The sequence below is a fragment of the Treponema socranskii subsp. buccale genome (assembly GCF_024181585.1).
Taxonomy (GTDB): domain Bacteria; phylum Spirochaetota; class Spirochaetia; order Treponematales; family Treponemataceae; genus Treponema_D; species Treponema_D buccale.
Window position 1 is genome coordinate 619,770 of record NZ_CP054258.1, and the last position, 22,376, is coordinate 642,145.

The following is a 22,376-nucleotide window of genomic DNA, read 5'->3' on the forward strand; positions in this document are numbered from 1 at the left end:
AATGCGGGGGGGCTTATGGATTTCGGTGCGGTGCTCGATGAATGGGATAAAATGCAAAAAGCAGCGAAGCGGAAGGGACACGGAGGAAATTCCGTTTCGGGAAAAAAAGCGAACGCGCCGGAAAAAGGCAAAGAGTCTTCCGATTGTTCGGGAGAAGAAAACGGTTTTTCGAAACGGATCGATCCGCAGGAAGCGTGGCTTCGCCGCTACGGCGTCGTCGATAAAGATAAGATCGCATCTTTGGAAGCGGAACGCAATCGCGAACGTTCGCAGCTCTACATAAAAAAAATTCCGGTCGAAGCGAAAATCGATTTGCACGGGCTGACGCGGGAGGAAGCGAGGAGCAGGCTTTCGATTTTTGTCGGCGACTGTGTAAAACGCGGGCTTCGCAAAATCCTCATCGTGCACGGAAAAGGAATTCATACGACCGGAAGCGATCCCGTGCTCGGAGAAGAGGTAAGAAAATTTATCGAACAGGATAGACGCTGCGGCCGCTCCGGTCATCCCGATCGGCGTATGGGAGGCAGCGGCGCTACGTGGGTATTTTTGAAAAATTGAATTTTCCTCCGTGTGTACGGGCGGCAGGCACTTGTAACATTTGGCCGAAACGGCTATTTTATAGCTGATGAATCAGGATTTGTATGCGGTGCTCGGAGTTTCGAAAACGGCAAGCACCGATGAAATTAAAAAAGCGTACCGCACACTCGCATTCAAATATCACCCCGACAGAAATCCGGGAGATAAGGCAGCCGAAGAAAAATTCAAAGCGATAAACGCCGCCTACGATGTGCTCGGAGACGAAACGAAGCGTTCGCAGTACGACCGCTTCGGACAAGCGGAAACTGCGTACGAACGTCAGCAAGACGCACAGTATGCGTACGATTCCTACGGCGGCACCCGCTTCAGCGACGAAGACATGTTTTGGCAGTGGTTCGGCAGCAATTACGAAAGCAGGCAAAACGGCGAGCGGCGCTATACCTATACGTGGACAAACGAAAAGAGACGGGATACGCGAGAAGCGCTCCGCTCTCAGCTTTATTCGAAATTGGGTCAAGCGTTTTTCGGCATAATCGCAAGCAGCATATTCGGCTTTTTTCCGCTCTTCGGAATTTTATGCCTCTTTGTAACTGTCAGCGGCGTCGTCGGTGCGGTAAAATCCGCGATCGCGCTTATTAAATTGGGAAGGCAAAAATAGACGTGAATGCACGCCGTCGAAACGCGCTTCAGCGTTGGCGGAAGATGATTCGGCCGCGGTTCAAATCGTACGGAGAAAGCGCGACTTTTACCGTATCGCCCGGCACGATTCTGATATAGTGCTTTCGCATTTTTCCGGACAGCGTCGCAAGGATGAGATGTCCGTTTTGCAATTCGATTCTGAACGTCGTATTGGGGAGCGCTTCTTTTACGACGCCTTCCACTTCGATAGCTTCTTCTTTTGCCACAGTTCCTCCGCTGCGTACCCGAATAAAAAAAATCGCGAGTTTTCAAATGAAAACGCGAAGTTAAATTGGACGGCGCTGCTTCAGACGTTCAATTTAACCTTGTTTTTATTCCGGTTTGGTCGTATACTGTTCAGTATGTATAAAATCTCCGCGCTTGTCAACACGGGCGCGGATTCATTGTACGGAGTTCATCGATTATGGATAAAAAATTTCTTGAAAGTATGAAAAAAGATTTGCTCGCGCGCCGGCAGACTATTCTTACCTCGCTTGCGGAACAGAGCGACGATATGAAAAAATTGGTAAAAACCGTCGCTGCGGGCGACGTTATAGATGTTGCCTCAGATGCGATCGATCGCACGCTGCTCGATTCGCTCGGTTCTCAGGATGCCGCACGCCTGCAGCTTGTCGACAACGCTCTTGACCGCATCCGACAGGGAAGATACGGAAAGTGCGTTAAATGCGGCAAAGATATTCCGCAGCAGCGTTTAAAGGCGCTGCCGTATGCGCTTATGTGTGTAAACTGCGCATCCGAAGAAGAACGCAAGCGCCGCTGAATGCGTGACGCTCCGCTGCCGTCCGCCGCTTATTCGTGCGGATGGTTAATACCCCCGCACTTTGCATTTTTTTCAAGCGTCGCAATATATTTCGAGTTTGTCGGGTAAACTCGGTAGTTGGATCCTACGCTTCTTTTCCGTGTATACATTGCCTGCACGGTTGTCTCGCTTTCGTTTTGTCCCGCAGTATTGCTCTTTGCTGAAAATCTTTTCAAAAAACTCCGAAATCGCAATATCTTAGCGATATATATTACTGAAGTATTATCAGGATAACCGCACCGGAAATTGTATTCCTAAAAAATAGTGTATAACGTAAAAAATCGGCTGCACTCCCGGCAGCAGCCCTGCCGTTTGCGCGGGGAACTTCGCGCTCCGCGCTCGTTGCAAGTGCCGCGGCAGACCGTAATCGGAATCGGACTGCGCAATCTCTTTTTACAAAGAGATTGCTTGCCATTCCTTGTAGTACGGCATTGCAGAAAATGTCGATTTTCGAAAATGCCGCACTCGTGCGCGAAAGCGCACACGTATATACACAAGTTTGCCTCGCAAACTTGCAGTTAAACGGGACGCGCTATTTTAGCGTTCCGTTTAAACTCGGTCAGAGCGGCTCGGCGGCAGTTCCGCTGCCTCGCGTTCCGCCTTTCTTATGTAAGTATGCGCTTCTTTTCTAAGTATCCATTTCCGGTGCGGTTATCCCGGAGGTCGATAAAAAGCATCGGCTGAAATAGCGCCTCCGCTTTTTATCTCGAGTTTGCGTTGCAAACTCGACTATTGAACGTGTGCGCTCGCGCGCACAGAAAAAACTTTTCGGAAGTTGCAACTTCCTGCAAAAGTTTTTTGAGAGGTATTATGGCAACATACAATCGTCGGTATAAAGATTCGGTCTTCGTCGATTTTTTCGGCGAAGATAAAAACGCGAAAGCGAACTTCCTCGCTCTCTACAACGCATTGCATGGAACAGAACTTGACGCATCGGCGGAACTCGAACCGCTCCGTCTCGAACAGGTGATGTACATGGCTTTCCGCAACGACGTCGCCTGTCTCGTCGACGGGAAAATCATCGCTCTCGTAGAACATCAAGCTACAATCAACGCGAACATGCCGCTGCGATTTTTACAGTACACCGCACGCCTCTATGAACGTATCCAAAATCCACGCGACCGCTATCTCCGCAGGTTGAAAAAGATTCCGACGCCGGAGTTCTACGTGTTCTACAACGGAGAAGATGATTATCCTAAAACAGCGACGTTACGCCTCTCCGACGCCTTTATGACAGCGCCTGAAAAACCTGCTCTCGAAGTCGTTGTCAGTGTGACGAATATCAATTATACTAAAGGCAGTAAAATACTAAGTGCGTGCAAACCGCTGAAAGAGTACACGCTGTTCGTAGATGCCGTGAGAAGACACACAAAGCTCGACAGTGAAAACGGTTTTCAGAACGCGATCAAAGAGTGCGTACGAAACGACATCTTACGGGAATACTTACAGCGAAAAAGCCGGGAGGTGATGAATATGTTAATAGCCGAATACGATTATGACGTGGATATCGCTGTGCAGCGGGAGGAAGCATTACAAGAAGGCGAAGCGAAAGGCCTTTCTGAAGGTTTACATCAAAAAGCGCTTGAAACGGCGAAGCTCATGCGAACGCACAACTATCCGATTGCCGAAATCTGCACGATGACCGGCCTTTCTGCTGAAGAAGTTGAAAATCTTTCAGAATGAGTAGGAATGAACATGTTAATTGCCGAATACGATTACGATGTCGACATTGCCGTACAACGGGAAGAAGAAAGAGAAATTGCACTGAAAGAAGGCATCGCACAGGGAAAACAGGAGGGCATTTCCGAAGGCTCATATCAAAAAGCACTTGAAACGGCTCAAATCTTAAAACAGCTAGGCGATCCCATACAAAAGATTGCCCAAGCGACCGGCCTCACCGAAAAAAAAAATCGAACAGCTGTAAACCGAACCTTCTCCCGCGGCAACAATTCGTCGTACCTCCGATCCGGTGCAACCGCTCTGAAAACAATCGCATTTTCAAAGTTACCTCTAAAAACTGCGGTTTTTAGAGGTTCCAATAATTAATAAAATGAAAATATCACGTGTCCTCGATAAATAATTAATAAACGTTGTGAAAAGCGATGAAATATGTTATAATAATCATAAGATGGCGGAAGTGTTCGACATCGGAAGACGTGCATCCTACAAAAGTTTTCAGAGGAGGTTTATGATGACTGTAAACAAGATGACCCCTGTACATCCGTATAGGGGGGGGCGGTAAAACCCTTTTAAAAAAGATACCGATTGCAGCAACGGGCGCTTTGCTTTTTGCCGCAGCGCTCGTTTTTACCGCCTGCCCGAATAACGCGGGCGGAGGCACGCCGCCCGTGCAAATGTACAAGGTAGAGCTTGACCACACTATAGGCGGCAATGTAAAAGTAACGCCTGCACTGCCTGAAGACGGCATGGCAGCCGAAAACACCGAGCTTACCTTTACGGCAGATCCGCTCGGAGGCTACAGGCTTGAAAAATGGGAGCTTGACGGCACAGAAGTAAACGGCACAGCGCTTACCTACACGCTCAAAGTTACGGCAAACGCACAGGTTTTTGTATTCTTTAAACGGAACAGCGCGCCGCCTCCTGCCATGCACACGGTAACGCTTACCGAGCCGGAGCACGGCAGTGTAGATACTGTTCCGGTAATCCCGCCCGGCCATCACAAAGTGCCCGAAGGCACCGAACTTATCTTTAGGGCAGAACCGGATGCAGGCTATGCGGTAGACAAGTGGACGGTTTCGTCGGGCTCATTTTTGGCAGGCGGCACCGACGGAAGCACGAGCGCGACGCTCAAAATCACCGAAGCCGTTACCGTAACCGTAACCTTTAAGCAGGTACTATGTAAAATCGATTTCGGCGTGGACGGCGGACACGGTACGCTCAAGGCGGAAGTTGACGGCGCCGAAATCACTTCGGGCGATACGGTCGAACAGGGTAAAACCGTAACCCTTACCGCAGAGGCCGACCCGAACTACGCGGTCGAAAAATGGACAAACAACGGCACAGTCATTACAGGAGCGGGAACAAACACAACCTACAACCACACGGTAACGGCGGATGCAAACATCAAAGTAAAGTTCAAATATTCGGGACCCGCCTTAGCGGTAAATCAGCAAACCTTTACGGGTACGGTGGGCGACACGCTTCCCGTTTATAAACTCGTAACGGCAGGCTCGGGCGACTACACGGCAACGCCTGAAAACCCCTCCGTCATAAGCGTAAACCTTAACAACGCGACGGGCAACGTAACCGTGCAGTGCACGGGCGAAGGAAGTTCGCGCATAAAGGTAAAAGACAATATGAGCGGGCAGGAAGCGTATTCGGGTACCGTTACCGTACAAGCCCTTGTTACCGTCCCTGACGATTTTACCGCAGGCGGCATCCACTACCGGGTTGTCGATAAGACGAATAAACACGTGCATATCAACTATAACTACGACGACGATTTTGGAGCGACTGTGCACATTCCGGCAACGGTTGTCTTTAACGGCGAAACCTATGCGATAACCGGCTGTACCAAATACTGCTTGGAGCTTGAGTTTTGGCAGACAGCGGCGTTTACGGTGGACAGCGCAAGCGCTTTTTTAAGCGCGGAAAACGGAGTGCTGTTTAACAAGGATAAAACCCGCCTTATAAAGTACCCCACAAAAAAAACGGATACCTCTTACACGGTGCCCGACTCGGTAAAAATCATAGGAACCAGTGCCTTTTACGAGATTCACTATAATCTTACAACGCTGAACTTACCCGAAGGCAAAGCGCTTACAACAATCGAGGATAATGGTATTTATGGCTGCACGCGGCTTGCAAATGTCAACATTCCGTCCACGCTGCGGAATTTGGGGGTGGGCTTTCTTTTCGGGAGTAAGATAACGAGTGCGGTTATCCCCGAAGGTGTCAAGTCTCTGGAATTTGCAAGCTTTTCATGGTGCCCCAATCTTACGCGTGTGGAATTTCCGGCAAGCTTTAAAAAATCTTCAGATGTTATTCTTTACGGCTGCGAGGCTTTAACCGAAGTTACGTGCAAAGCGCTAACACCGCCGTCAGTGCGGGGTTTTCATAACGACACACCGCTTGCAAGCTGCACGCTCAAAGTGCCCGCTGCCTCGATCAGCGCCTACGAAAATGCCCCCATTTGGAAAAACTTCAAAAAGCCGTTTGTGGGGTTTTAGAAATTAGTAATGCGCTAACGGATAATTGGTAATTGTTTGAAAAACTGTACGTCCCTGTACAGTTTTTCAACTCGAGTTTGCTTTGCAAACTCGCAAGACCTGCGGCTTTTCCGCATCCGTGCCGGGGATATACGGGGCAAACGCCTCGCTTCCGGCACCTCTCTCGCCGCCGGTTTTATACACCATTTCCGTTTATCCGCTAAGCTCAAGAATGTACGTCCGTGTACATTCTTGAGTACCTTTCCCGGCGTCGTGGCGGAAAAATAATTGCAAAAACTTTTCCCTTTTGTTCCTGTTTTTGTACCGTTTGCGCCTATAGTAAAAGCGGAGGTACGATAAAAAGCGCCGTCTGAAATATCGCCGCCGCTTTTTATCTCGAGTTTGCTTTGCAAACTCGAGTATTGAACGTGTGCGCGCACGCGCACGACTAAAAACTTTTTCGGAAGTTGCAACTCCCTGCAAAAGTTTTTATGGGAGGTATGTATGAGAAAAAGTTTTGACGACTTAACCATCGGCGATGACTTTATGTTTTGTAAAATCATGCAGGACGAAGGTATTTGTAAAGAGTTTCTCGAAATGGTCTTGGCAGATAAAATCGGGAAAATCACCTATCTGTCGTCCCAAGATGCCGTCTTTACCGGCTCGGAATCCAAATCAGTACGCCTCGATCTGCTTGTAAAGGACGAAGCCGGCAAATCTTACGACATCGAAATGCAAGTGGCGAACGAACATAATATCCCCAAGCGTATGCGTTATTATCAGGCAGCAATCGACATCGCATTCTTAGACAAGGGTACTCACTACAAAGCCTTGAACGACAGCTATATTATTTTCGTTTGTCTTTTCGACGCTATCGGGAAAGGCAAGCCGCTCTACACATTTGAAAATATATGCCTTGAAGACCGGCAAATACCCTTACAAGACGGGACAAAAAAGGTTATAATCAATGCGGAAGCATTTAGAAAAGCTGAAAACAAAGAACTGAGAAGTTTTTTGGAGTACGTTAAAACCGGAACGGTGAATACGGAGTATACCGGGAGGATAGAAACGATGATACAGGCAGTAAAACACAACGAACAGGCACGCAAAGAATACCGCTTTATGTCGGGCTTTGAGATGGACGCACGAGAAGAAGGCATACAACAGGGTATACAACAAGGTAAATCCCTCGGTCTTGCTGAAGGTTCCCGTCAAGCAAAGCTCGAAACGGCGCGGATTTTAAAACATCTCGGCGATTCCGTAAAAAAGATAATGCAGGCGACCGGCCTCACCCAAGAAGAAGTGGAATCGATTAATTAATTGATAATGGATAATTGGTAATCGCCTGCTTAATTACAAATTACACATTACCAATTATTTATTCAGCCTAAATTTTCCTGTGCTTTATAAAGCCCGTATCCAAAAACAGAACTTCCGTATAGCCCGCTTTTTTTGCCGCCGCTTCGGCTCTGTCGAACGCGCAGTCGATGTCTTCCGCTCGGTGCGCATCGGAGTTTATCATAACGGGAACGCCCGAAGCATAGAGCAGCGAAAGAAAATCCGCGGACGGATAGACGTCGTCGATCGCGCCGCGGGCAATGCCGCCCGTGTTGATTTCGGCGATAACGCCCGAATGTTTTGCCGAATTCGCCGTCGCGACGAGTTCGCTGCGGTACCAGCTTTCGCTTTCGTCGAAAAAATGCAGGATGCCGTTGCGCTTTCTGATAACGTCGGGATGTCCCCAGATGAGAAAATCGCCCTTTTGCAGCATTTCGCGCTGCAGTGCAAAATACATGCACACCGCTTCTTTCGCGTTTCCTTTAAAAAAACGTTCGAGTCCCTCTTTGACTTTTTCGGTTTTATCGTCGACGGAAAAAGTGCCGTTTTCCGTTATGAGATAGTGCACCGAGCCGATGAGATAGTCCGGCTGAAAAGCGGCATAATCGCTCATGCGCGGAATCGAAAGCCCGGGCATATATTCGACTTCAAAACCGAGCAAAATCTGCATGCGTCCCTCGTATGCTTTTGCCGCGTTCCGCACCGTGCTTACATAATTGTTAAATTCGCGCGGCGCTATGTGGCAGTCGCCCGCAAAGGGGTACATGCTGTGGCTTGAAAATCCGATTATGTCGAATTGTTTTTCGAACGCGGCGTCCGCCATCGCTTCGACCGTATCGCTTCCGTCACAAAATGTCGTATGCATATGGTAATTTGTTTTCATTGTACCCTCGTATAAAAATCGCTATACGTTTTTCGCTTATTCCCACTTTCGTTTCCATTCGTTCGCGTTGAATTCGAAAATTACAAATTCGTCTTTGAGCGCAATAAAATCTTTTTGTATGTTTTCGATACCTTGCTTTTCCGCCTCTTTTTCGATGTGCGCTCCCCGGTTTGAAAGCACGTATGCGCCGATCGCGGCCGAGCTGCCTTTGATCGTGTGTCCGATGCGTCCGAGCGTTTCGAAATCTTTTCGGACGATTGCTTTTTCGATTTCGCATACGAAAGCCGTAAGCTGTTTTCGATATTCCGCAAGCAGTTCTTTTCCGAGCGTTATATCGCCTCCGATCGTGTCTTCAAAATCTTTTTGATTCCATGTCGTATTTTCGGAAGCGATCATACTGTCGAGCATCGTGATTTTAGGTGCTACGGGCAGTTCGATAACCGTATGCCATTTTTCGATAAGCGTTTTTATATCGTCCCGCTTAAACGGCTTTACGAGGATATCGTTTATACCGATCTTGCGGTACAGAGCGAAATCGTTTTCGTCGTTGTTTGCCGTACATGCTACGATGATTCCCGTGTAGCCTGCGGCTTTGATTTTTTTTGCCGCTTCGATGCCGTCCATAACCGGCATTTGGATATCCATAAAGATCATATTGATTTCGCGGTTTTTTTCGACGGCTTCGACGACCTGCTTTCCGTTTTCCGCTTCGATGACCGGCGCACCCAATTTTTTTAAAAAGGTTACGATGAGTTTTCTGTTCAGCGGATGATCTTCGGCGACGAGTACCGTCATGCCTTCCGTGATGTTTGCTCCGTTTTCGGCAACCGCCGCTTCGCTCGCTTTCGACTGCTTTGCGTCGAGCGTTTCGAGATCGGTCGGTATATCGTATATGTCGTTGAGCAGAGACTGCACGAGCTGTCGCTTGACGGGTTTATAAAGATAGCCGTTAAACAGATTGATGAGCTTCATCTTCGCTTCGGCGCCCATTCGGCCTTCGGGAACGAGCAAGTACAGTTTCGTATCGGTAAAATTGCATTCTTTGATTTCCCACGCGAGGTGCCAGCCGTCCACTTTCGGTAAACTCATATCGATAAAGACGAGCGAAAAAGCTTTTCCGAGACGGCTCGCATTTTTCATTTTCAACAGCGCTTCGGCCGCGTCTTTCGCGTACGAGATATTGTACAGGCCGCACGAATTGAGTTTCTGCCGCATACTGTTCAGCGCGAGGGGACTGTCGTCGACGATGAGAATACGGGTATTCGTCGGAGCGGCTGTCTTCGTGTTGGAAGCCGGCACATGCTGAGCGGCGGAAAACGGAACGGTAAACCAAAAGACGGATCCGCCGTCCGGATTCGTGCGCACGCCTATGTTGCCGTTCATGGCGATGACAAGCCCCTTGCATATGGCAAGTCCGAGACCCGTTCCTCCGTATTTGCGCGTCGTCGACGTTTCCGCCTGATAATAATCGGTAAAAAGATGTTTTTGTTTTTCTTTCGGAATGCCGATGCCGGTATCGGCGACTTCAAACAGCAGCGTGGTTTCGTCTTTTTTTGCAAGCGATACGTGAATATAGCCCGACTGCGTAAACTTGACGGCATTTTTAATAATATTGAGCAGCACTTGCTGGATGCGCGTCGGGTCTCCGATAATAAGCTGCGGCAACGAGTAATCGGAATCGACGACGAGCTCTATGCCTTTAGCGAACGCTTCCATGCTGACAAGATCGACGACCTGTTCCGTGAGAGTGACGACGTCGTACGGAATCGATTCTAGCACGATTTGTCTCGATTTGATTTTCGTAAAATCGAGTATGTCGTTTACGAGAGAAAGAAGTACGTTCGTACTGAATTGAATTTGGCGCACGTATTCCTGTTGTTCGTTGTTGAGACGCGTGTCCGAAAGCAGTTCGAGCGTACCGACGATTGTCTGCACCGGAGTGCGGATTTCATGTACGGTGTTTGCCAAAAATGCCATGCGCTGGCCGGGATCGATGTCAGATTTTTCCATGGAGCAGCTCTATCGCCTTTTGTACGATAACTTCGGGCTTCTGCGGTTTTACGAGATAGTGTTTTGCACCGAGACTGAGCGCGCGTATGACATCTTCGCGTTTTGTCGTCTGTGAATAGATAATGACCGGGATATTGTTTGCGCTGCTGCCGAGACGTGCCAAAATATCGAAGCCGGAAATACCCGGCATCAATATATCGACGACCGCAAGATCGTAGCGGTGTTTGTTGATACCCGTTAAAAATTCCGCGCCGCTCGAATACAGATCGCAGGTTGCGCTTACGGCTTTGAATGCGTCTTCCAAAATCTTCAAAATGATGCTGTCGTCATCGACGAGCGCTACGCGTAAAACGTTTCCGATAGTTGTTGTGTCGTCCTGATTGACACCCAAATCGGAATAAAAACGCGTGTCGACCGAACCCCATATTTGTTCTCCCGACGGCGTCAATATTTTTTCCGCGACGAGTTCGGACACGCTCGATGCGACGCTGCTGTCGATGAGCGAATTGAGCACGTGAGAGAGTTCCGTTACGACTTCAATGCCGTCGTATTCGGGATGGCCGCTTATGAGTTCTCGGGTAAAAGAATTGAACGAAAGCACTTTGATATTTTTTGTTAAAACTTTCGGGGCTGCGAGAATGTTGTCGAACAGCATTTCGATATTCGATCCGTCGATAAAGCTGAGTTCGAGATTCGTCATCATGAGAATGATTTTAGGATCGGTAAGCTTTCCCGTATCGATCATCTCGATGAGCTTGTATTTCAGCAGTGCAAGTTTTTCCCTGTTCAAACCTTCGGCGATTTCTATAAAGATGATGTCGCCGTTGCGATGAATGTCGAGCATACACGGAGTGGTATCCATGGAAAATGCGAGGGAGAGGATTTGTCCGACCGCTTCGAAAAAGATGTCGAATTTTATCGGCTTGTTGAAATATTTTGTGACGCCGAACTGTGCGAACTGCGAAAGCTTTGCACGGTCGGCGACCGGTCCCGAAACGATCATCGGAATGCGGACGGCATTCGGGTTCGATCGTTTTTTTTCCAAAAAACGAAACAATTCGATAAAATCATCTTCTATTTCGTAGATGATAAGGTCGGGGAGGATCGAAATCATTTTAATAAACGCGTCGCGTTTTCCCTGCGTCACCGTAACCGAGACTTTTTCTGCGGAAAGTTTATCCTTTAAAAACTCTCTAAAAAGCGGGGATGCATCTATCAGCAGAACATTGTTCATAACCATATTATTTTATATGCAAATATATAAATTGACAAGTAATTTCTTTTTTGTATTTTTTACAGGTGCCCTTTGTATTTTGTCGTTTTCTCATTGCAAATTTGCGCTTGAAGGTTTATACTGACACATCGTGGCCTCGTTATATATCGTAGGAACGCCGATAGGCAATCTCGGCGATATCACGTTCCGCGCGCTCGAAACGTTCAAAACGGCGGATGTGATCGCGTGCGAAGATACGCGGCATACGCTTGAGCTGCTCACGCATTTCGGCATACGAAAGCCGCTCGTATCGTGCAGGGCGCAAAACGAAGAAAAATCGGCCGAAAAAATCGTCGATCTGCTGAAAAACGGCAAAAACGTCGCCTATGCGAGCGACGCGGGTACTCCGGGCATCAGCGATCCGGGTGCGGTTTTGGCGGGTATCGTGCGCGATGCGGGCTTTCCCGTCGTTCCCGTTCCCGGTCCTTCGGCGCTCACCGCCCTTGTAAGCGTTGCGGGAGCGGGCGGAAAAACCCTCGTTTTCGAAGGATTTTTGTCGCCTTCGCCGGGAAAACGCCGGCGCCGCCTTAAAGAGCTGCTTTTTTCGGGCGATGCCGTTATTTTGTACGAATCGCCGTACAGAATCCTCAAGTTGCTCGAGGATTTAGCCGATATTGACAGTGAGCGCCGTATCGTGATCGGACGGGAGCTCACAAAACTGCACGAAGAGATTATCGAAGGAACGGCGCAGGCGTTGCGCGACGATTTTGCGTCCCGAGAGTCGATAAAAGGCGAATGTGCGGTTTTCGTTTCGGGTGTAAAAAAAATTAAACTTTCTGATAAATCTGCCGATAATTAATCGGTAGAGAGGCAGGACGGAATGATGATAGACAAAATCGGAGGAGTAAATCCTCTTAACAATGTACAGAACTCTCACCGGATAAATGAACAGGGTTCTCCGAAAGTAGGCAGCGATTCGATCAGCGTTTCCGACGAAGCGAAGCGCATGGCGGCTTTGTACTACGCGAACAAAGTTTCGGCAGAAACACCGGATATCCGCTCCGACCGTATCGCAGCCGTAAAAGAAAAGATTAAAGATCCGTCTTATCTGAATAATGCCGTAATCGATTCCGCAGCGGATCGCATTATGACGAGTTTCGGACTTTAATTATCCTGCGTATAGGCATTTGCCGATAAAAAAATAATCGATGTAAAAAAGGCGGAAGTATCATTCCGTCTTTTTTTTGTTTATATCCGTCGCTCTCATGGAGAGTTTTTATGGAGAGTACGTATGGCTGATTTTATTTTCCGTATTTCACCGAATATCGTGTTGGGATCGTATATGCTGAGCCGCATCGGACAGTATGTGCGCGAATACGGTTCGCGTTTTCTCATCATCATGGATCCTATTTTAAAAGAAGTGAACCTCGCGGACAAACTGATCGAGCCGCTTTCGGAACGCAAAATCGACTATTTTATTTTTAACGAATTCGGCGAAAGCGCGGATACGAAAACCGTCGAACGCATACTCGCCCTCGCACGCGACGGACGCATCCACGGTATCATCGCCGCAGGCGGTTCGAAAGTACTCAGCGTCGCCTCGGCGGTCGCTTCTTTGTATAACGAAAATCACGATCTCTATGATTATGTCGACGGCGCCGTTCCGACGACGGGAGCGCTGCCGCTCGTCTGTGTGCCGACGACGATCCGCGCTCCGTTTATTTACACGAACATGATTCCTATCGTCGATTCCCGCTCTCGGCAAATAAAACTGCTCAAAGCTCAGAGTACGCTCTGTAAACTTGCCGTCATCGATCCGAATTTGACGCTCACGCTTACCGACAATCAAAATACCGCGATGGCCGTTGAAACGATGTGCCTCGCACTCGAAGCATATCTTTCGCAAAAGGCGAGCTTTTTCAGCGATATGCTTGTCGAAAAATCAATCGAACTCATGGGCTACGCGCTTTGCGGTTCGCCGACGCTCGAAATCACTACTCCGGAAGAAATACTCAAATCGCAGGCCGGCTGCATGGCCTCTCTCGCCGCTGCAGCCAGCGCACCGGGGCTCGGCTCGCTTCTTTCGCTGTGCATCAATTCCCGGTTCGGCGTTTCGCGTTCGCTTATCGCATCGATTTTATTTCCGAGCATCATCGAAGACGCCGGTAAATTCAAAGTCGAACGCGTAGAAAAACTTGCGCACGTTTCGCGTATCGTTCCTTCCGATGTGCACGGCGAAGAAGCGGCCGCCCGTTTTGCGGAATACATTCGACAGCTCCTTGCCAAAGCGAATCTGCCGTCGCGCATAAAAGAATTGTCGATTTCGATTCAACAGCTCGCACTCCCGGCCGAAGACGCAGGCCGGCTCGAACTGGCAAATACGCTGCCGCGCAGTATGTCATCGGATGATTTGTTCGATTTTATCAAATCGGTGTACTGAACCGCCCGCATTCGCCGAAGCGCTATGATTGAGCCGGGAAAACTGTTTCAGCTTGAAGGAGGGCAGCGCAGGCGGAAACTTGCGCTTACGTTCGGCGCCCTCGAACGCGATATCGCGGGTATTGCGGAAAAAGGCGCTTCGTACGATTTTCCGTCGATGACGAGGGCGGCATATACCAAGCGCCTTGCGGAGATCGTGCTGTGCGATCCCTCTCTGTCCGAAGCCGCCGCCGCGGAACTTCGTTCGCTTATCGATGCCGAGCCCTTCGACGAGCGGCGCGTATGCAACTGTGCGCGCAACCATCTCCTTGCAATCATCGGAACGCTGCCTGCAGAATGGGATTTGGTTATAGCGCCGCACGCTTTGCCGTTCGATGAAAACGGCGTCGTCAAGCAGCGCGATTTTTATGCGGGTATGTGCGTGTATGCCGAAGATATACGCTCGCCGTTCAATCTCGGATCGATTTTCAGAAGCGCGGAAGCTTTCGGTGTCGATAAGGTATATCTGTCGCCGTTTTGCTCCGATCCCCTCCAAACGCGCGCGCTTCGAAGCGGCATGGGCTGCATCGAAACGCTCGGCTGGGAGCGAAAAGCGCTTGACGATTTGCCGCGAGGAATACCGGTCTTTGCGCTCGAAACGGGCGGCACGCCGATTTCCGATTTCGCTTTTCCGAAGCAAGGCATCTGTCTCATCGGATCGGAAGAACTCGGTCTCACCCCCGAAGCGCTCGAGCGCGCCGATTACGGGCACGTTTCCATTCCGATGAAGGGACTCAAAGCGTCGCTCAACGTCGGTGTAGCCTTAGGCGTGCTGCTCGCCTCATGGACGCAATCAGTCGCACAAGGCAAAGCGATTTAATTGATTTATATACGGTTGCGTTTGAATGCGGTATACATTCTGTCGGAGATGGTTTTCAACTGTGCTTCCGATGTAATTTTGAAAAGCGAGAGTACTTCCGGATCGATTTGATAAAAATCGATATCGCCCTGTTGGTAGTGCGCGATCGCATCGGCGAGATATATGAGCGAGGCGAGCTTTCGAATATCTTGCGGCGCTTCTTCGGGTTCGTGATGATAGCGGATAACGTTCGAAACCGTTTCCGGAAAATTCCATTTTTCCGCAACGCGCGCACCGACTTCGCCGTGGTTTACGCCGGATATCAATTTTTCGAACGTTTCTTTTGAAATACCTTTTCCGCTGCAGACGGTCATAACGTGTTCGAGTAAATCCGGATGAGCCGTTTCGAAAATGATTTTTCCCATATCGTGGAGCAAGCCGCAGATGTATGCATCGTCGATGACCGCGCGCTCGTTCGGACAAAAATTGCGCGCCATATTGTATGCGTAAAATGCAACTTGATATGCGTGCGCCCACAGCGTTTTTTTGCTGCCCGGAACGTTTGACAGCGTTTTAATGGAGCCGATACTGTACAAAAGGTTTCGGATACCGCGAAGGCCGACGAGCTTTACCGCATCCGCGATATTCGCGCACGGGTTTGCAAGCGCGAAAGCTGCGGAATTGACGAGCTTTAACAATTCTCCGGTGAGCGTCGCATCGTTGCTGATCTGCATCGCTATGTCCGACATCTTCGAATAGGGATCGTTTAAAAGGCGGTTCAGCCGGACGATGTTGTCCGGGAACTGCGGCAGATTGTTGATCGTTTTAATAAATTCCAGCGCGATGACCGAAAGTTCCCGTTTTGTCTTTTCGGAGAGCGGCAGTATGATGCGCGTGATCGTTTCTCCGTTTTCCGAAATCGTTTGGAAATTTTCTTCCGTCAAACCGATTTTTTCGAGCATCAAAATCATGATAATGAGACCGAGCCCCGCACCTTCGGAATCGTCGAGAATCTGTGAAAGCGCTTCTTCAATGGAAGCATACTGCTGCGCCCGCGTGAGCTTATCGTGAATGCGTTTGTATTCGAAAACGGTGAGCGGGCAATTATTCCGCACTTCGATACGGATTTTATTCGCACGTACCTGCAGCAAAAGCTTTACATACAAGCCCGCTTTTTTTTGCAGCTGCAGATAATGGTCGATGTTGCCGAGCGTATCCGCCTTAAACGTCGCCATGCCGGCTTTATAATCGCCCGCGTCCATAATATTCAGATGCTTTTCCGAAAAGTAGACGCGCTTCGTATTCGCTTTTTTTGCATTCGTCATGAGCTCGCTCAGGCAATAACTCAAATATTGAATCATCTGCTGCTGATCCAATTCGGTCAAAAATGCGCTGAGTATGTCGCCCATGTATGTTTCCATTTCGCGCGGAAGCGTATATGTCGTAATCGAAAGGGGGATGCCCGAATGAATCGCCGTTTTGATCTTTTCAAGATCGACTGCTATTTTTTGTGCGGCCATACTATCTCCGAAGTGCCGATAAAAAACCGGTTTAAAATCAATTCGATTCGATTTCGAATTTTTCAAAATTTAAAATTGAACCGATCACTCTATTATAACACATATCGAATAAAATAACAAATATAATCCGTTCGATTCAGGGCTTCAGCATGAAAATCTATATTCCTCAAAAAATAACCGTTACCGTAAAAAAAATCGGCTGCACTCCCGGCAGCAGCCCTGCCGTTCACCGCGGCTGACCGTAATCGGAATCGGACTGCGCGAACTTTTTTTGCAAAAAAGTTCGCTTGCCATTCCTTATAGTGCGGCATTACAGAAAATATCGATTTTCGAAAATGCCGCACTTGTGCGCGGAAGCGCGCATGTGTATGTACAAGTTTGCAAAGCAAACTTGCAATTAAACGGTACGCGATATTTCAGCGTACCGTTTAAACCCGGTCAGAGCGGCTCGGCGGCATTGCCGCTGCCTCGCGTTCCGCCTTTTTTATTGTATATTATACCTCTTTTATGTGTATACAATTTTTCATGCTGAAGCCCTGCGTTCGATTTTGTTGCGCATTTTGTCCTTTTCGGCTATGATGGCGATATGGTTTATTCCGTTTTCGGCGATTTGCTTGCGGCGTTTTTGCTTGCCGCTTCGAGCGCGCGGATTTTCTTCCTTAAACACGAACGCTTCGATACTGCCGCCGTTCTTGTGCCTCCGGCTCTCATCGTCATCGTTTTGCAAATCCTGGCATGGAATATCGATTTCATTTCGGCTTCGCTTTTTGTGCTTGCGCTTATCGCGTTTTTTACGAATATTCGTGCACTTTCCCGTTTTGTGTCGAAACTCTATGTCGATCATTACAGTCCCGTTTTTATCGTTTTTTCGGTGCTGATTTTGATCGCATCGATTGCGCTTGCAGGCATTGCCGTCCGCTTTGCGCCCGTCACGGTCGATCCGAATCGTTTGGGCGTTTCGGAAACGAAAATAAGACTTTCCGGCTCTTTCGCTTCGGGATTTTCCGAAGCCGCTTATTTCGACAGGAGTTCCGCAGTCCTTTACATATACGAAGGGCAAGGCGAAAAAAAAACGTCTCCCGTCGTAATCGTCGGAAGCGATAAAAGGGCGGACGCGGCTGCGTATCGTCCTTACATGATACTGCTTGCCGCCGAAGGCTATACGGTTATGGCTTGCGATTTTTACGCTTCCGACGGGCGCTGGTTCAATTCGGCGGCGGATTTGCGTTTTTTTCGGAAATTTGCGATGACGGTGTCGTATCTCTTTCGGCGGGATTATTTTTTGCGGCAAAAAGATTTTTACACGTTCGGCATGATCCGCGAGTTTTCGGCCTTGCGCGCCGTAGCCGAAAAAAAATTCGGAAACGGCGTCAAACTTTTTATCGCATGCGACGGTATGGCGGATGCGGCAGCCGTCGATTTTATCAGAGATGCGAACGGCAGCGTGGAAGGCGCTCTCGCTTTGGACAGTGTCGGTCAATACCGGACGCCCGGTTTCGGCTTGATCGAACAAACCGATCCGCTGCTTGCGGCTTTTTTCGGACTTTCGCGCGATGCGGATATGCGCCTGCCGCACACACTCGTTTCGGAAACGCTTCGGCGGATTCGATAATCCGGGACAAGGGGAGGAAAGAATATGACGCTTTTCGAACTCGACGCGTATTTTAATTCGTTTTTGAAAAAAGAGAATTTCCCGAACGATATATCCCGCAACGGTATTCAAATTCAAAACGAAGCTCCCGACCGTAAACCGATCTCCAAAGTTGCTTTTGCGGTCGACGCGTGCGAAGCGACCGCTCTCGAAGCCGTTTCCCTCGGCGCCGATGTTCTTTTCGTGCATCACGGATTGTTTTGGGGCGACTGTACGGTCTTAACCGGCTCTCAGTATAAACGCATTGCGGCTTTTATAAAAAACGATATCGCGCTGTGCGCATATCATATTCCGCTCGATGCACATGAAAAACTCGGGAACAACGCAGGGCTTGCCGACCGCATCGGTTTGAAAAAAAGGGAGCCTTTCGGCGAGTGGAAAAATATGACGATCGGCGTAAAAGGCGTCCTTCGTTCTCCGCTTTCGGCGGACGAACTCGCATCTCTTGTTATGCGTCCTGAAAAAAAAGCCGTCGTATTTCCGTTCGGACCTCAAAAAATCCGTACGGTCGGAATCATTTCCGGAGGGGCGGGCGAAGACGTGCGGCAGGCTGCGGCCGAACGCTTGGATGCGTATATTACGGGAGCTTTCGAGCACGAAGATTATCACTTTGCAAAAGAGGCGGGTATCAACGTCATCGCGGGCGGCCATTACGAAACCGAAACCGTCGGCGTAAACCTTGTGCGTGCGAAGCTTGAAAAAGATCTGCGCATGGAAACCGCCTTTATCGATATACCGACCGGTTTGTGAGCGCAAGCGGAGGGCTTTTGCCGGAAAAACTGCCGATTTTTACAGTACCGCTGTTCTTCGGACGATGTGCTTTTCCGCGCGCTTGAGCCTGCGGTATCGATTTTTTAATTGTTTTTATTTATTATTTATGTTATACTATAGTGAGCTTCGGTATGTTGTTTTAATAATCTTATATAAAGCGAGAGGATGCAAATGAAAAAAAGTTTTATTTTGCCCGTCGTACTCGTCTTGTCGATGGCGGCGTATGCCCAACGTGCGGATTTTGTCAGCGAACTCATCGTTACGGACAAAGTTTCATACGGCGCGGTCTGCTATCTTTCAGCCGTATATCAGGGCTTCGTAAACGAAAACGTTTCTTACGCCGATGCTTTGCGCGTTCTCGTCGCGCGGGGGCAGGCCGCCCCCGGTGCCGATGTAAAAGACTCGGTGACCTTCGCCGAGCTTTCACGCCTTATGGCGAAAATGTGGCATATCAAAGGCGGGCTTATGTACCGCGCGACCAAAGCTTCCGCTCGTTATGCGTTTCGGCAGTTTAAAGCGGACGGCATCATCCCCGAACGAACCGATCCGTCGAAAAAAGCGTCGGGTATCGATGTATTGAATATGTATACCGTTTGTTTGCGGAAATACGGAGAAGCTCAATGAAAAAATCCGTTTTAGCTGCGGTATTTGCCGTATTGCTGTTTGCCCCGCTGTGCGCATTCGATTGGGGCGGAAAACTGAACAATACGACAAAATATCAGGGCAATAAATTCGACTCGTTTTTTTGGTATGAAAGCGCGGGTGCTCACCTATGGTTTACTTCGCCGATCGGCAGTAAGCTTTATTTCGGTACGGACGCTTCATACGAGTTCCGCTATGATCAAAAAGGCGGTACCGCAAAGCATATCGTCGATATCAATTTATTTAAATTGGGCGGAACTTTCCATCCGAATCAAAAGGATACTTTCGAATTCGGCGCAGGCCGCTTTTCGGTGAACGATGCGACGGGGATCATTTTCAATCAAACGAGCGACGGCATCTATGCAAAATATTCGTGGCCTGTCTGCGCGGTGACTTTGTACGGAGGGACGACGCGGCTGCTCAACAGTCACGATGTCGTCATTTTGCGCCGCTTTTCCGATACGACGGTAAAGTTCGAAGATGCCTCTTTCGTCTATGTGTTGGGACCCTCGTACATACCTTTGGGGCTTTCTGTGTATTTCCCGTCGGTGTTTTTAAATCAGGACATTACGCTTGAACAATGGGGATTTATCGATTATTCCGGCGACGGATATAACCGGTTTTACACGACGCTGATGTTTTCCGGCCCCGTTTTGAACAACCTCTTTTATGCCGCGTCGACGACGTTTTCTACGGTAAATACGGCTTCCTTTTCCAATTTGTCGAAGTTGACGCTGTCGTTTTATCCCGTTGAAAAAGCGTCGGTCGGATTTTCCGGAGTGTACGCATCGGGCGGTCACGGGGCGATATCGCCTTTCCGCGGATTTACGTCGCAAACTGCGGTTTTGGCTTCGGAGACTGCCGGCTTCAATACCGAATACGAAAGCAAACTCAAAGCGGAAATTTCAGGCGCTTATACGTTTTTATCCCGCGTTTACGTCGGAGCTTCAGCTGCCGTCGTCTTTGCCTGCCCGGATGCTTTTTCATATAACGGTTTTCAATGGCGTATCGACGCAATATGGAATATTTTTCACGACTTGCAGCTTTCGTCGGCCATATATCAATACATAGGGAAAAACGGCGGAAACGATAAACTGAGTCTTTCCGTTTCGGGAGCATTTGTTTTTTGAACGACGGTATTTTACGGTGCAATACGCAATCGTTTTTATTAATTATTAAGATGTGGAGGTTGTTTATGGATTTTATTAAAATTAAAAATGCGGTTTCGCTCGCGCTTATAACCTTGTGTTTTGCGCTTCCGCTTTGTGCCGCTTCCGCAAAGGTTGTTTCCGCGGAAGGCAAAGTCGAAGTCGCACGCGGCGGAAAATGGGTTCGGCTCGCCGTGAACGATACCGTCTCCGAAGGGGAAGTCATATCGACGGGGTTTAAGTCGAAAGCGACGCTCCGCTGTAAGGGTTCGTTGCTGCAGCTCGGCGCACTTACGCGGATCACTCTGGAAAAGCTTGTTGCAAGCGAAAAGAGCGATACGGTTGCCGTCTATTTGAATACGGGTGCGGTAAAGTCTACGGTAAAACCCCTTGAAAACCGCCGGGTACATTATACGGTGAGAAATCCCGTCGCGGTCGCTTCCGTGCGCGGTACGGAATTCGATTTCAGCGGAGACGGTGTGATTTCATGTTCCGAGGGAGCTGTCGCCGCTTACAGTGCGCGTTCGTATATTGCTTCCGCTGTAAATGCCGTACCGGCTGAAGGAAAGTCGAGCGCTGCAACTCCGGCTTCCGATATAGCGCCTTCGGCTCCGGCAGGCACCGTTGTCGTGCTGAGGGAGCAAACCGTCGTGTTTTCTCCCGACGGTATGACTTCGGGTCCGGCAAAGTCCGCACTCGCTGCCGCTTCGCAGGTTGCCGCAAGTATGAGAACTCCGGCCGAAACCGAAAGCGTCGGTACCGGTGCATCGGTTATCCGGAATGCGCAAGTACCGAAAAGCGTCGGAACGGTTAAAGTAAATCTTTCGTTTGACAATTGATTTGAGATCGTTTTTATTTTTATCGATGTGAAATCGTTCGCATTCGGGGAAGATTTTTACTTTTCCGAATGCGCTTTGTTTTTAGAAGGGCTTTGTAGTGCGCGGTATAGGTATAGGCCGTGCGGTAAAATGTCGATACGCTTGTTGACATAAAATCGTCACTTCTATATACTTACAAAACGCGTTTGCCCTTGTAGCTCAGTCGGTAGAGCGCAACCATGGTAAGGTTGAGGTCTGCAGTTCGATTCTGCACGGGGGCTCGAACAGTCGAAATTGCTGTTTAATCAGGGGATATCATTATGGCGAGTAAAAAGAAAGGTGCTGTTGAAATCATTGCGCTGCAGTGCACGGAATGCAAACGAAAAAATTATACGACGATGAAAAACCGCAAAAACACGCAGGGTAAGCTTGAATTGAGCAAGTATTGTCCCTTCGATCGGAAGCATACCCTTCATAAGGAAACAAAAGTAAAATAGCGCGCAGCCGGTTACGCGGCTTTGCGTTTTAACCGGAGCGTTCTGTCCGTTTTTAATTTTTATAAAAACGGTTTTATATAACCGATGTTTGCCGCGCCCGTGCGCAAACGTCATTTTTTAGGCCAGTAGCTCAGCTGGTAGAGTTGCGGTCTCCAAAACCGCCTGTCGTGGGTTCGAATCCTGCCTGGCCTGTCATTTTAAGCGGGGGTACTATGTCAAAAGTTATTCAGTTTTTTCGCGAAAGCAAAGCCGAACTTAAAAAAGTCGTTTGGCCGTCCCGTGACGACGTCGTCTCTTCCGTAATCGTTGTTATCGTTTCGACCTTTGTCGTCGCCGTTATACTCGGCTTGCTCGATTTGGGATTTACCGCCGCGTTCCGCGCGATCATGAAATAGGAAAGCGCT

General features: G+C 48.9%; 23 protein-coding genes and 2 tRNA genes. 20 read left to right on the forward strand and 5 right to left on the reverse strand.

The genetic code is table 11. The features are described 5' to 3' along the window. Positions 1–15 precede the first annotated feature (15 nt). Positions 16–558: a Smr/MutS family protein gene (locus HRI97_RS02735; RefSeq protein ID WP_180485213.1), complete on the forward strand. Its 543-nt coding sequence runs from the start codon at positions 16–18 to the stop codon at positions 556–558. Positions 559–625: 67 nt separating this feature from the next. Further along, on the forward strand, positions 626–1,195 hold the full coding sequence (locus tag HRI97_RS12565; RefSeq protein WP_301338900.1) for a DnaJ domain-containing protein: 570 nt from the start codon (positions 626–628) through the stop codon (positions 1,193–1,195). A 28-nt stretch (positions 1,196–1,223) separates the two neighbouring features. Here the strand turns inward: HRI97_RS12565 and infA are convergent, their stop codons facing one another. Then, positions 1,224–1,442 (reverse strand): translation initiation factor IF-1, encoded by a 219-nt coding sequence (infA, locus tag HRI97_RS02745; protein ID WP_016521760.1) that lies wholly within the window; start codon positions 1,440–1,442, stop codon positions 1,224–1,226. Positions 1,443–1,639: 197 nt separating this feature from the next. Here infA and HRI97_RS02750 point away from each other — a divergent pair, with 197 nt between their 5' ends. The 5 genes from HRI97_RS02750 to HRI97_RS02770 all read left to right on the forward strand — a co-directional run bounded on the left by HRI97_RS02750 (position 1,640) and on the right by HRI97_RS02770 (position 7,524). Beyond that, positions 1,640–1,996, forward strand: coding sequence for a TraR/DksA family transcriptional regulator (locus HRI97_RS02750; RefSeq protein ID WP_253726368.1), 357 nt, complete (start codon positions 1,640–1,642; stop codon positions 1,994–1,996). Between the two features lie 849 nt (positions 1,997–2,845). Then, positions 2,846–3,718 (forward strand): Rpn family recombination-promoting nuclease/putative transposase, encoded by an 873-nt coding sequence (locus tag HRI97_RS02755; protein ID WP_253726369.1) that lies wholly within the window; start codon positions 2,846–2,848, stop codon positions 3,716–3,718. A 6-nt stretch (positions 3,719–3,724) separates the two neighbouring features. Continuing rightward, positions 3,725–4,081 carry a hypothetical protein gene (locus HRI97_RS02760; protein ID WP_253726371.1) on the forward strand — a complete coding sequence of 119 codons (357 nt, stop codon included), beginning with the start codon at positions 3,725–3,727 and terminating at the stop codon, positions 4,079–4,081. A gap of 308 nt (positions 4,082–4,389) precedes the next feature. Continuing rightward, complete coding sequence (locus HRI97_RS02765) at positions 4,390–6,225, forward strand: leucine-rich repeat domain-containing protein (RefSeq protein ID WP_253727278.1); 1,836 nt, start codon at positions 4,390–4,392, stop codon at positions 6,223–6,225. Between the two features lie 483 nt (positions 6,226–6,708). Beyond that, positions 6,709–7,524 (forward strand): Rpn family recombination-promoting nuclease/putative transposase, encoded by an 816-nt coding sequence (locus HRI97_RS02770; protein ID WP_253726372.1) that lies wholly within the window; start codon positions 6,709–6,711, stop codon positions 7,522–7,524. A gap of 67 nt (positions 7,525–7,591) precedes the next feature. Here HRI97_RS02770 and HRI97_RS02775 read toward each other — a convergent pair whose 3' ends face one another. The 3 genes from HRI97_RS02775 to HRI97_RS02785 are packed head-to-tail and all read right to left on the reverse strand — an operon-like array spanning position 7,592 to position 11,669. Continuing rightward, positions 7,592–8,425: a histidinol-phosphatase gene (locus HRI97_RS02775; protein ID WP_253726374.1), complete on the reverse strand. Its 834-nt coding sequence runs from the start codon at positions 8,423–8,425 to the stop codon at positions 7,592–7,594. Positions 8,426–8,461: 36 nt separating this feature from the next. Beyond that, positions 8,462–10,435 (reverse strand): response regulator, encoded by a 1,974-nt coding sequence (locus HRI97_RS02780; RefSeq protein ID WP_253726376.1) that lies wholly within the window; start codon positions 10,433–10,435, stop codon positions 8,462–8,464. Continuing rightward, entirely contained in the window at positions 10,422–11,669 is a 1,248-nt protein-coding gene (locus tag HRI97_RS02785; protein ID WP_253726378.1) for a response regulator, read from the reverse strand. Before HRI97_RS02785 ends, HRI97_RS02780 begins: the two co-directional genes overlap by 14 nt. A gap of 130 nt (positions 11,670–11,799) precedes the next feature. Here HRI97_RS02785 and rsmI point away from each other — a divergent pair, with 130 nt between their 5' ends. The 4 genes from rsmI (at position 11,800) to HRI97_RS02805 (ending at position 14,946) form a co-directional block, all read left to right on the forward strand. Further along, complete coding sequence (rsmI, locus tag HRI97_RS02790) at positions 11,800–12,507, forward strand: 16S rRNA (cytidine(1402)-2'-O)-methyltransferase (RefSeq protein WP_253726380.1); 708 nt, start codon at positions 11,800–11,802, stop codon at positions 12,505–12,507. Positions 12,508–12,528: 21 nt separating this feature from the next. Then, complete coding sequence (locus tag HRI97_RS02795; RefSeq protein ID WP_253726381.1) at positions 12,529–12,816, forward strand: flagellar biosynthesis anti-sigma factor FlgM; 288 nt, start codon at positions 12,529–12,531, stop codon at positions 12,814–12,816. Between the two features lie 123 nt (positions 12,817–12,939). After that, entirely contained in the window at positions 12,940–14,088 is a 1,149-nt protein-coding gene (locus tag HRI97_RS02800) for an iron-containing alcohol dehydrogenase (RefSeq protein WP_253726383.1), read from the forward strand. Positions 14,089–14,112: 24 nt separating this feature from the next. Then, positions 14,113–14,946 (forward strand): TrmH family RNA methyltransferase, encoded by an 834-nt coding sequence (locus HRI97_RS02805; RefSeq protein ID WP_253726385.1) that lies wholly within the window; start codon positions 14,113–14,115, stop codon positions 14,944–14,946. A 5-nt stretch (positions 14,947–14,951) separates the two neighbouring features. Here HRI97_RS02805 and HRI97_RS02810 read toward each other — a convergent pair whose 3' ends face one another. Then, positions 14,952–16,445 (reverse strand): HDOD domain-containing protein, encoded by a 1,494-nt coding sequence (locus HRI97_RS02810; protein ID WP_180485223.1) that lies wholly within the window; start codon positions 16,443–16,445, stop codon positions 14,952–14,954. 586 nt (positions 16,446–17,031) lie between these two features. On the opposite strand from HRI97_RS02810, the gene HRI97_RS02815 reads away from it, so the two are divergent. The 9 genes from HRI97_RS02815 to secE all read left to right on the forward strand — a co-directional run bounded on the left by HRI97_RS02815 (position 17,032) and on the right by secE (position 22,367). Next, a complete protein-coding gene (locus tag HRI97_RS02815; protein WP_253726387.1) occupies positions 17,032–18,057 on the forward strand; it encodes a hypothetical protein in 1,026 nt (341 codons plus the stop codon). Positions 18,058–18,081: 24 nt separating this feature from the next. After that, a complete protein-coding gene (locus HRI97_RS02820; protein ID WP_253726389.1) occupies positions 18,082–18,846 on the forward strand; it encodes a Nif3-like dinuclear metal center hexameric protein in 765 nt (254 codons plus the stop codon). 192 nt (positions 18,847–19,038) lie between these two features. Next, positions 19,039–19,491: a hypothetical protein gene (locus HRI97_RS02825; protein ID WP_180485226.1), complete on the forward strand. Its 453-nt coding sequence runs from the start codon at positions 19,039–19,041 to the stop codon at positions 19,489–19,491. Then, positions 19,488–20,639, forward strand: a complete 1,152-nt coding sequence (locus tag HRI97_RS02830; RefSeq protein ID WP_253726391.1) for a hypothetical protein — start codon at positions 19,488–19,490, stop codon at positions 20,637–20,639. Before HRI97_RS02825 ends, HRI97_RS02830 begins: the two co-directional genes overlap by 4 nt. Positions 20,640–20,704: 65 nt before the next feature. Further along, entirely contained in the window at positions 20,705–21,496 is a 792-nt protein-coding gene (locus HRI97_RS02835) for a FecR family protein (protein ID WP_253726393.1), read from the forward strand. Between the two features lie 187 nt (positions 21,497–21,683). Beyond that, positions 21,684–21,756, forward strand: a tRNA-Thr gene (locus HRI97_RS02840). A 39-nt stretch (positions 21,757–21,795) separates the two neighbouring features. Beyond that, positions 21,796–21,972 carry a 50S ribosomal protein L33 gene (gene rpmG / locus HRI97_RS02845; RefSeq protein WP_180485229.1) on the forward strand — a complete coding sequence of 59 codons (177 nt, stop codon included), beginning with the start codon at positions 21,796–21,798 and terminating at the stop codon, positions 21,970–21,972. Between the two features lie 119 nt (positions 21,973–22,091). Further along, positions 22,092–22,164, forward strand: a tRNA-Trp gene (locus tag HRI97_RS02850). A gap of 20 nt (positions 22,165–22,184) precedes the next feature. After that, positions 22,185–22,367, forward strand: coding sequence for a preprotein translocase subunit SecE (secE, locus tag HRI97_RS02855; protein ID WP_016521744.1), 183 nt, complete (start codon positions 22,185–22,187; stop codon positions 22,365–22,367). The last annotated feature ends 9 nt before the right edge of the window (positions 22,368–22,376 follow it).

Excerpts from the sequence above, each read along its gene's own strand:
- HRI97_RS02760 (WP_253726371.1), top strand. The coding sequence starts at position 3,725 with ATGAACATGTTAATTGCCGAATACGATTACGATGTCGACATTGCCGTA.
- HRI97_RS02735 (WP_180485213.1), top strand. The coding sequence starts at position 16 with ATGGATTTCGGTGCGGTGCTCGATGAATGGGATAAAATGCAAAAAGCA.
- HRI97_RS02755 (WP_253726369.1), top strand. The coding sequence starts at position 2,846 with ATGGCAACATACAATCGTCGGTATAAAGATTCGGTCTTCGTCGATTTT.
- HRI97_RS02810 (WP_180485223.1), bottom strand. The coding sequence starts at position 16,445 with ATGGCCGCACAAAAAATAGCAGTCGATCTTGAAAAGATCAAAACGGCG.
- HRI97_RS02785 (WP_253726378.1), bottom strand. The coding sequence starts at position 11,669 with ATGAACAATGTTCTGCTGATAGATGCATCCCCGCTTTTTAGAGAGTTT.
- HRI97_RS02815 (WP_253726387.1), top strand. The coding sequence starts at position 17,032 with ATGGTTTATTCCGTTTTCGGCGATTTGCTTGCGGCGTTTTTGCTTGCC.
- HRI97_RS02825 (WP_180485226.1), top strand. The coding sequence starts at position 19,039 with ATGAAAAAAAGTTTTATTTTGCCCGTCGTACTCGTCTTGTCGATGGCG.
- HRI97_RS02765 (WP_253727278.1), top strand. The coding sequence starts at position 4,390 with ATGTACAAGGTAGAGCTTGACCACACTATAGGCGGCAATGTAAAAGTA.
- HRI97_RS02800 (WP_253726383.1), top strand. The coding sequence starts at position 12,940 with ATGGCTGATTTTATTTTCCGTATTTCACCGAATATCGTGTTGGGATCG.
- HRI97_RS02795 (WP_253726381.1), top strand. The coding sequence starts at position 12,529 with ATGATGATAGACAAAATCGGAGGAGTAAATCCTCTTAACAATGTACAG.
- rpmG (WP_180485229.1), top strand. The coding sequence starts at position 21,796 with ATGGCGAGTAAAAAGAAAGGTGCTGTTGAAATCATTGCGCTGCAGTGC.
- HRI97_RS02770 (WP_253726372.1), top strand. The coding sequence starts at position 6,709 with ATGAGAAAAAGTTTTGACGACTTAACCATCGGCGATGACTTTATGTTT.
- HRI97_RS02805 (WP_253726385.1), top strand. The coding sequence starts at position 14,113 with ATGATTGAGCCGGGAAAACTGTTTCAGCTTGAAGGAGGGCAGCGCAGG.
- HRI97_RS02820 (WP_253726389.1), top strand. The coding sequence starts at position 18,082 with ATGACGCTTTTCGAACTCGACGCGTATTTTAATTCGTTTTTGAAAAAA.
- HRI97_RS12565 (WP_301338900.1), top strand. The coding sequence starts at position 626 with ATGAATCAGGATTTGTATGCGGTGCTCGGAGTTTCGAAAACGGCAAGC.
- HRI97_RS02830 (WP_253726391.1), top strand. The coding sequence starts at position 19,488 with ATGAAAAAATCCGTTTTAGCTGCGGTATTTGCCGTATTGCTGTTTGCC.
- HRI97_RS02750 (WP_253726368.1), top strand. The coding sequence starts at position 1,640 with ATGGATAAAAAATTTCTTGAAAGTATGAAAAAAGATTTGCTCGCGCGC.
- secE (WP_016521744.1), top strand. The coding sequence starts at position 22,185 with ATGTCAAAAGTTATTCAGTTTTTTCGCGAAAGCAAAGCCGAACTTAAA.
- HRI97_RS02775 (WP_253726374.1), bottom strand. The coding sequence starts at position 8,425 with ATGAAAACAAATTACCATATGCATACGACATTTTGTGACGGAAGCGAT.
- HRI97_RS02835 (WP_253726393.1), top strand. The coding sequence starts at position 20,705 with ATGGATTTTATTAAAATTAAAAATGCGGTTTCGCTCGCGCTTATAACC.
- HRI97_RS02780 (WP_253726376.1), bottom strand. The coding sequence starts at position 10,435 with ATGGAAAAATCTGACATCGATCCCGGCCAGCGCATGGCATTTTTGGCA.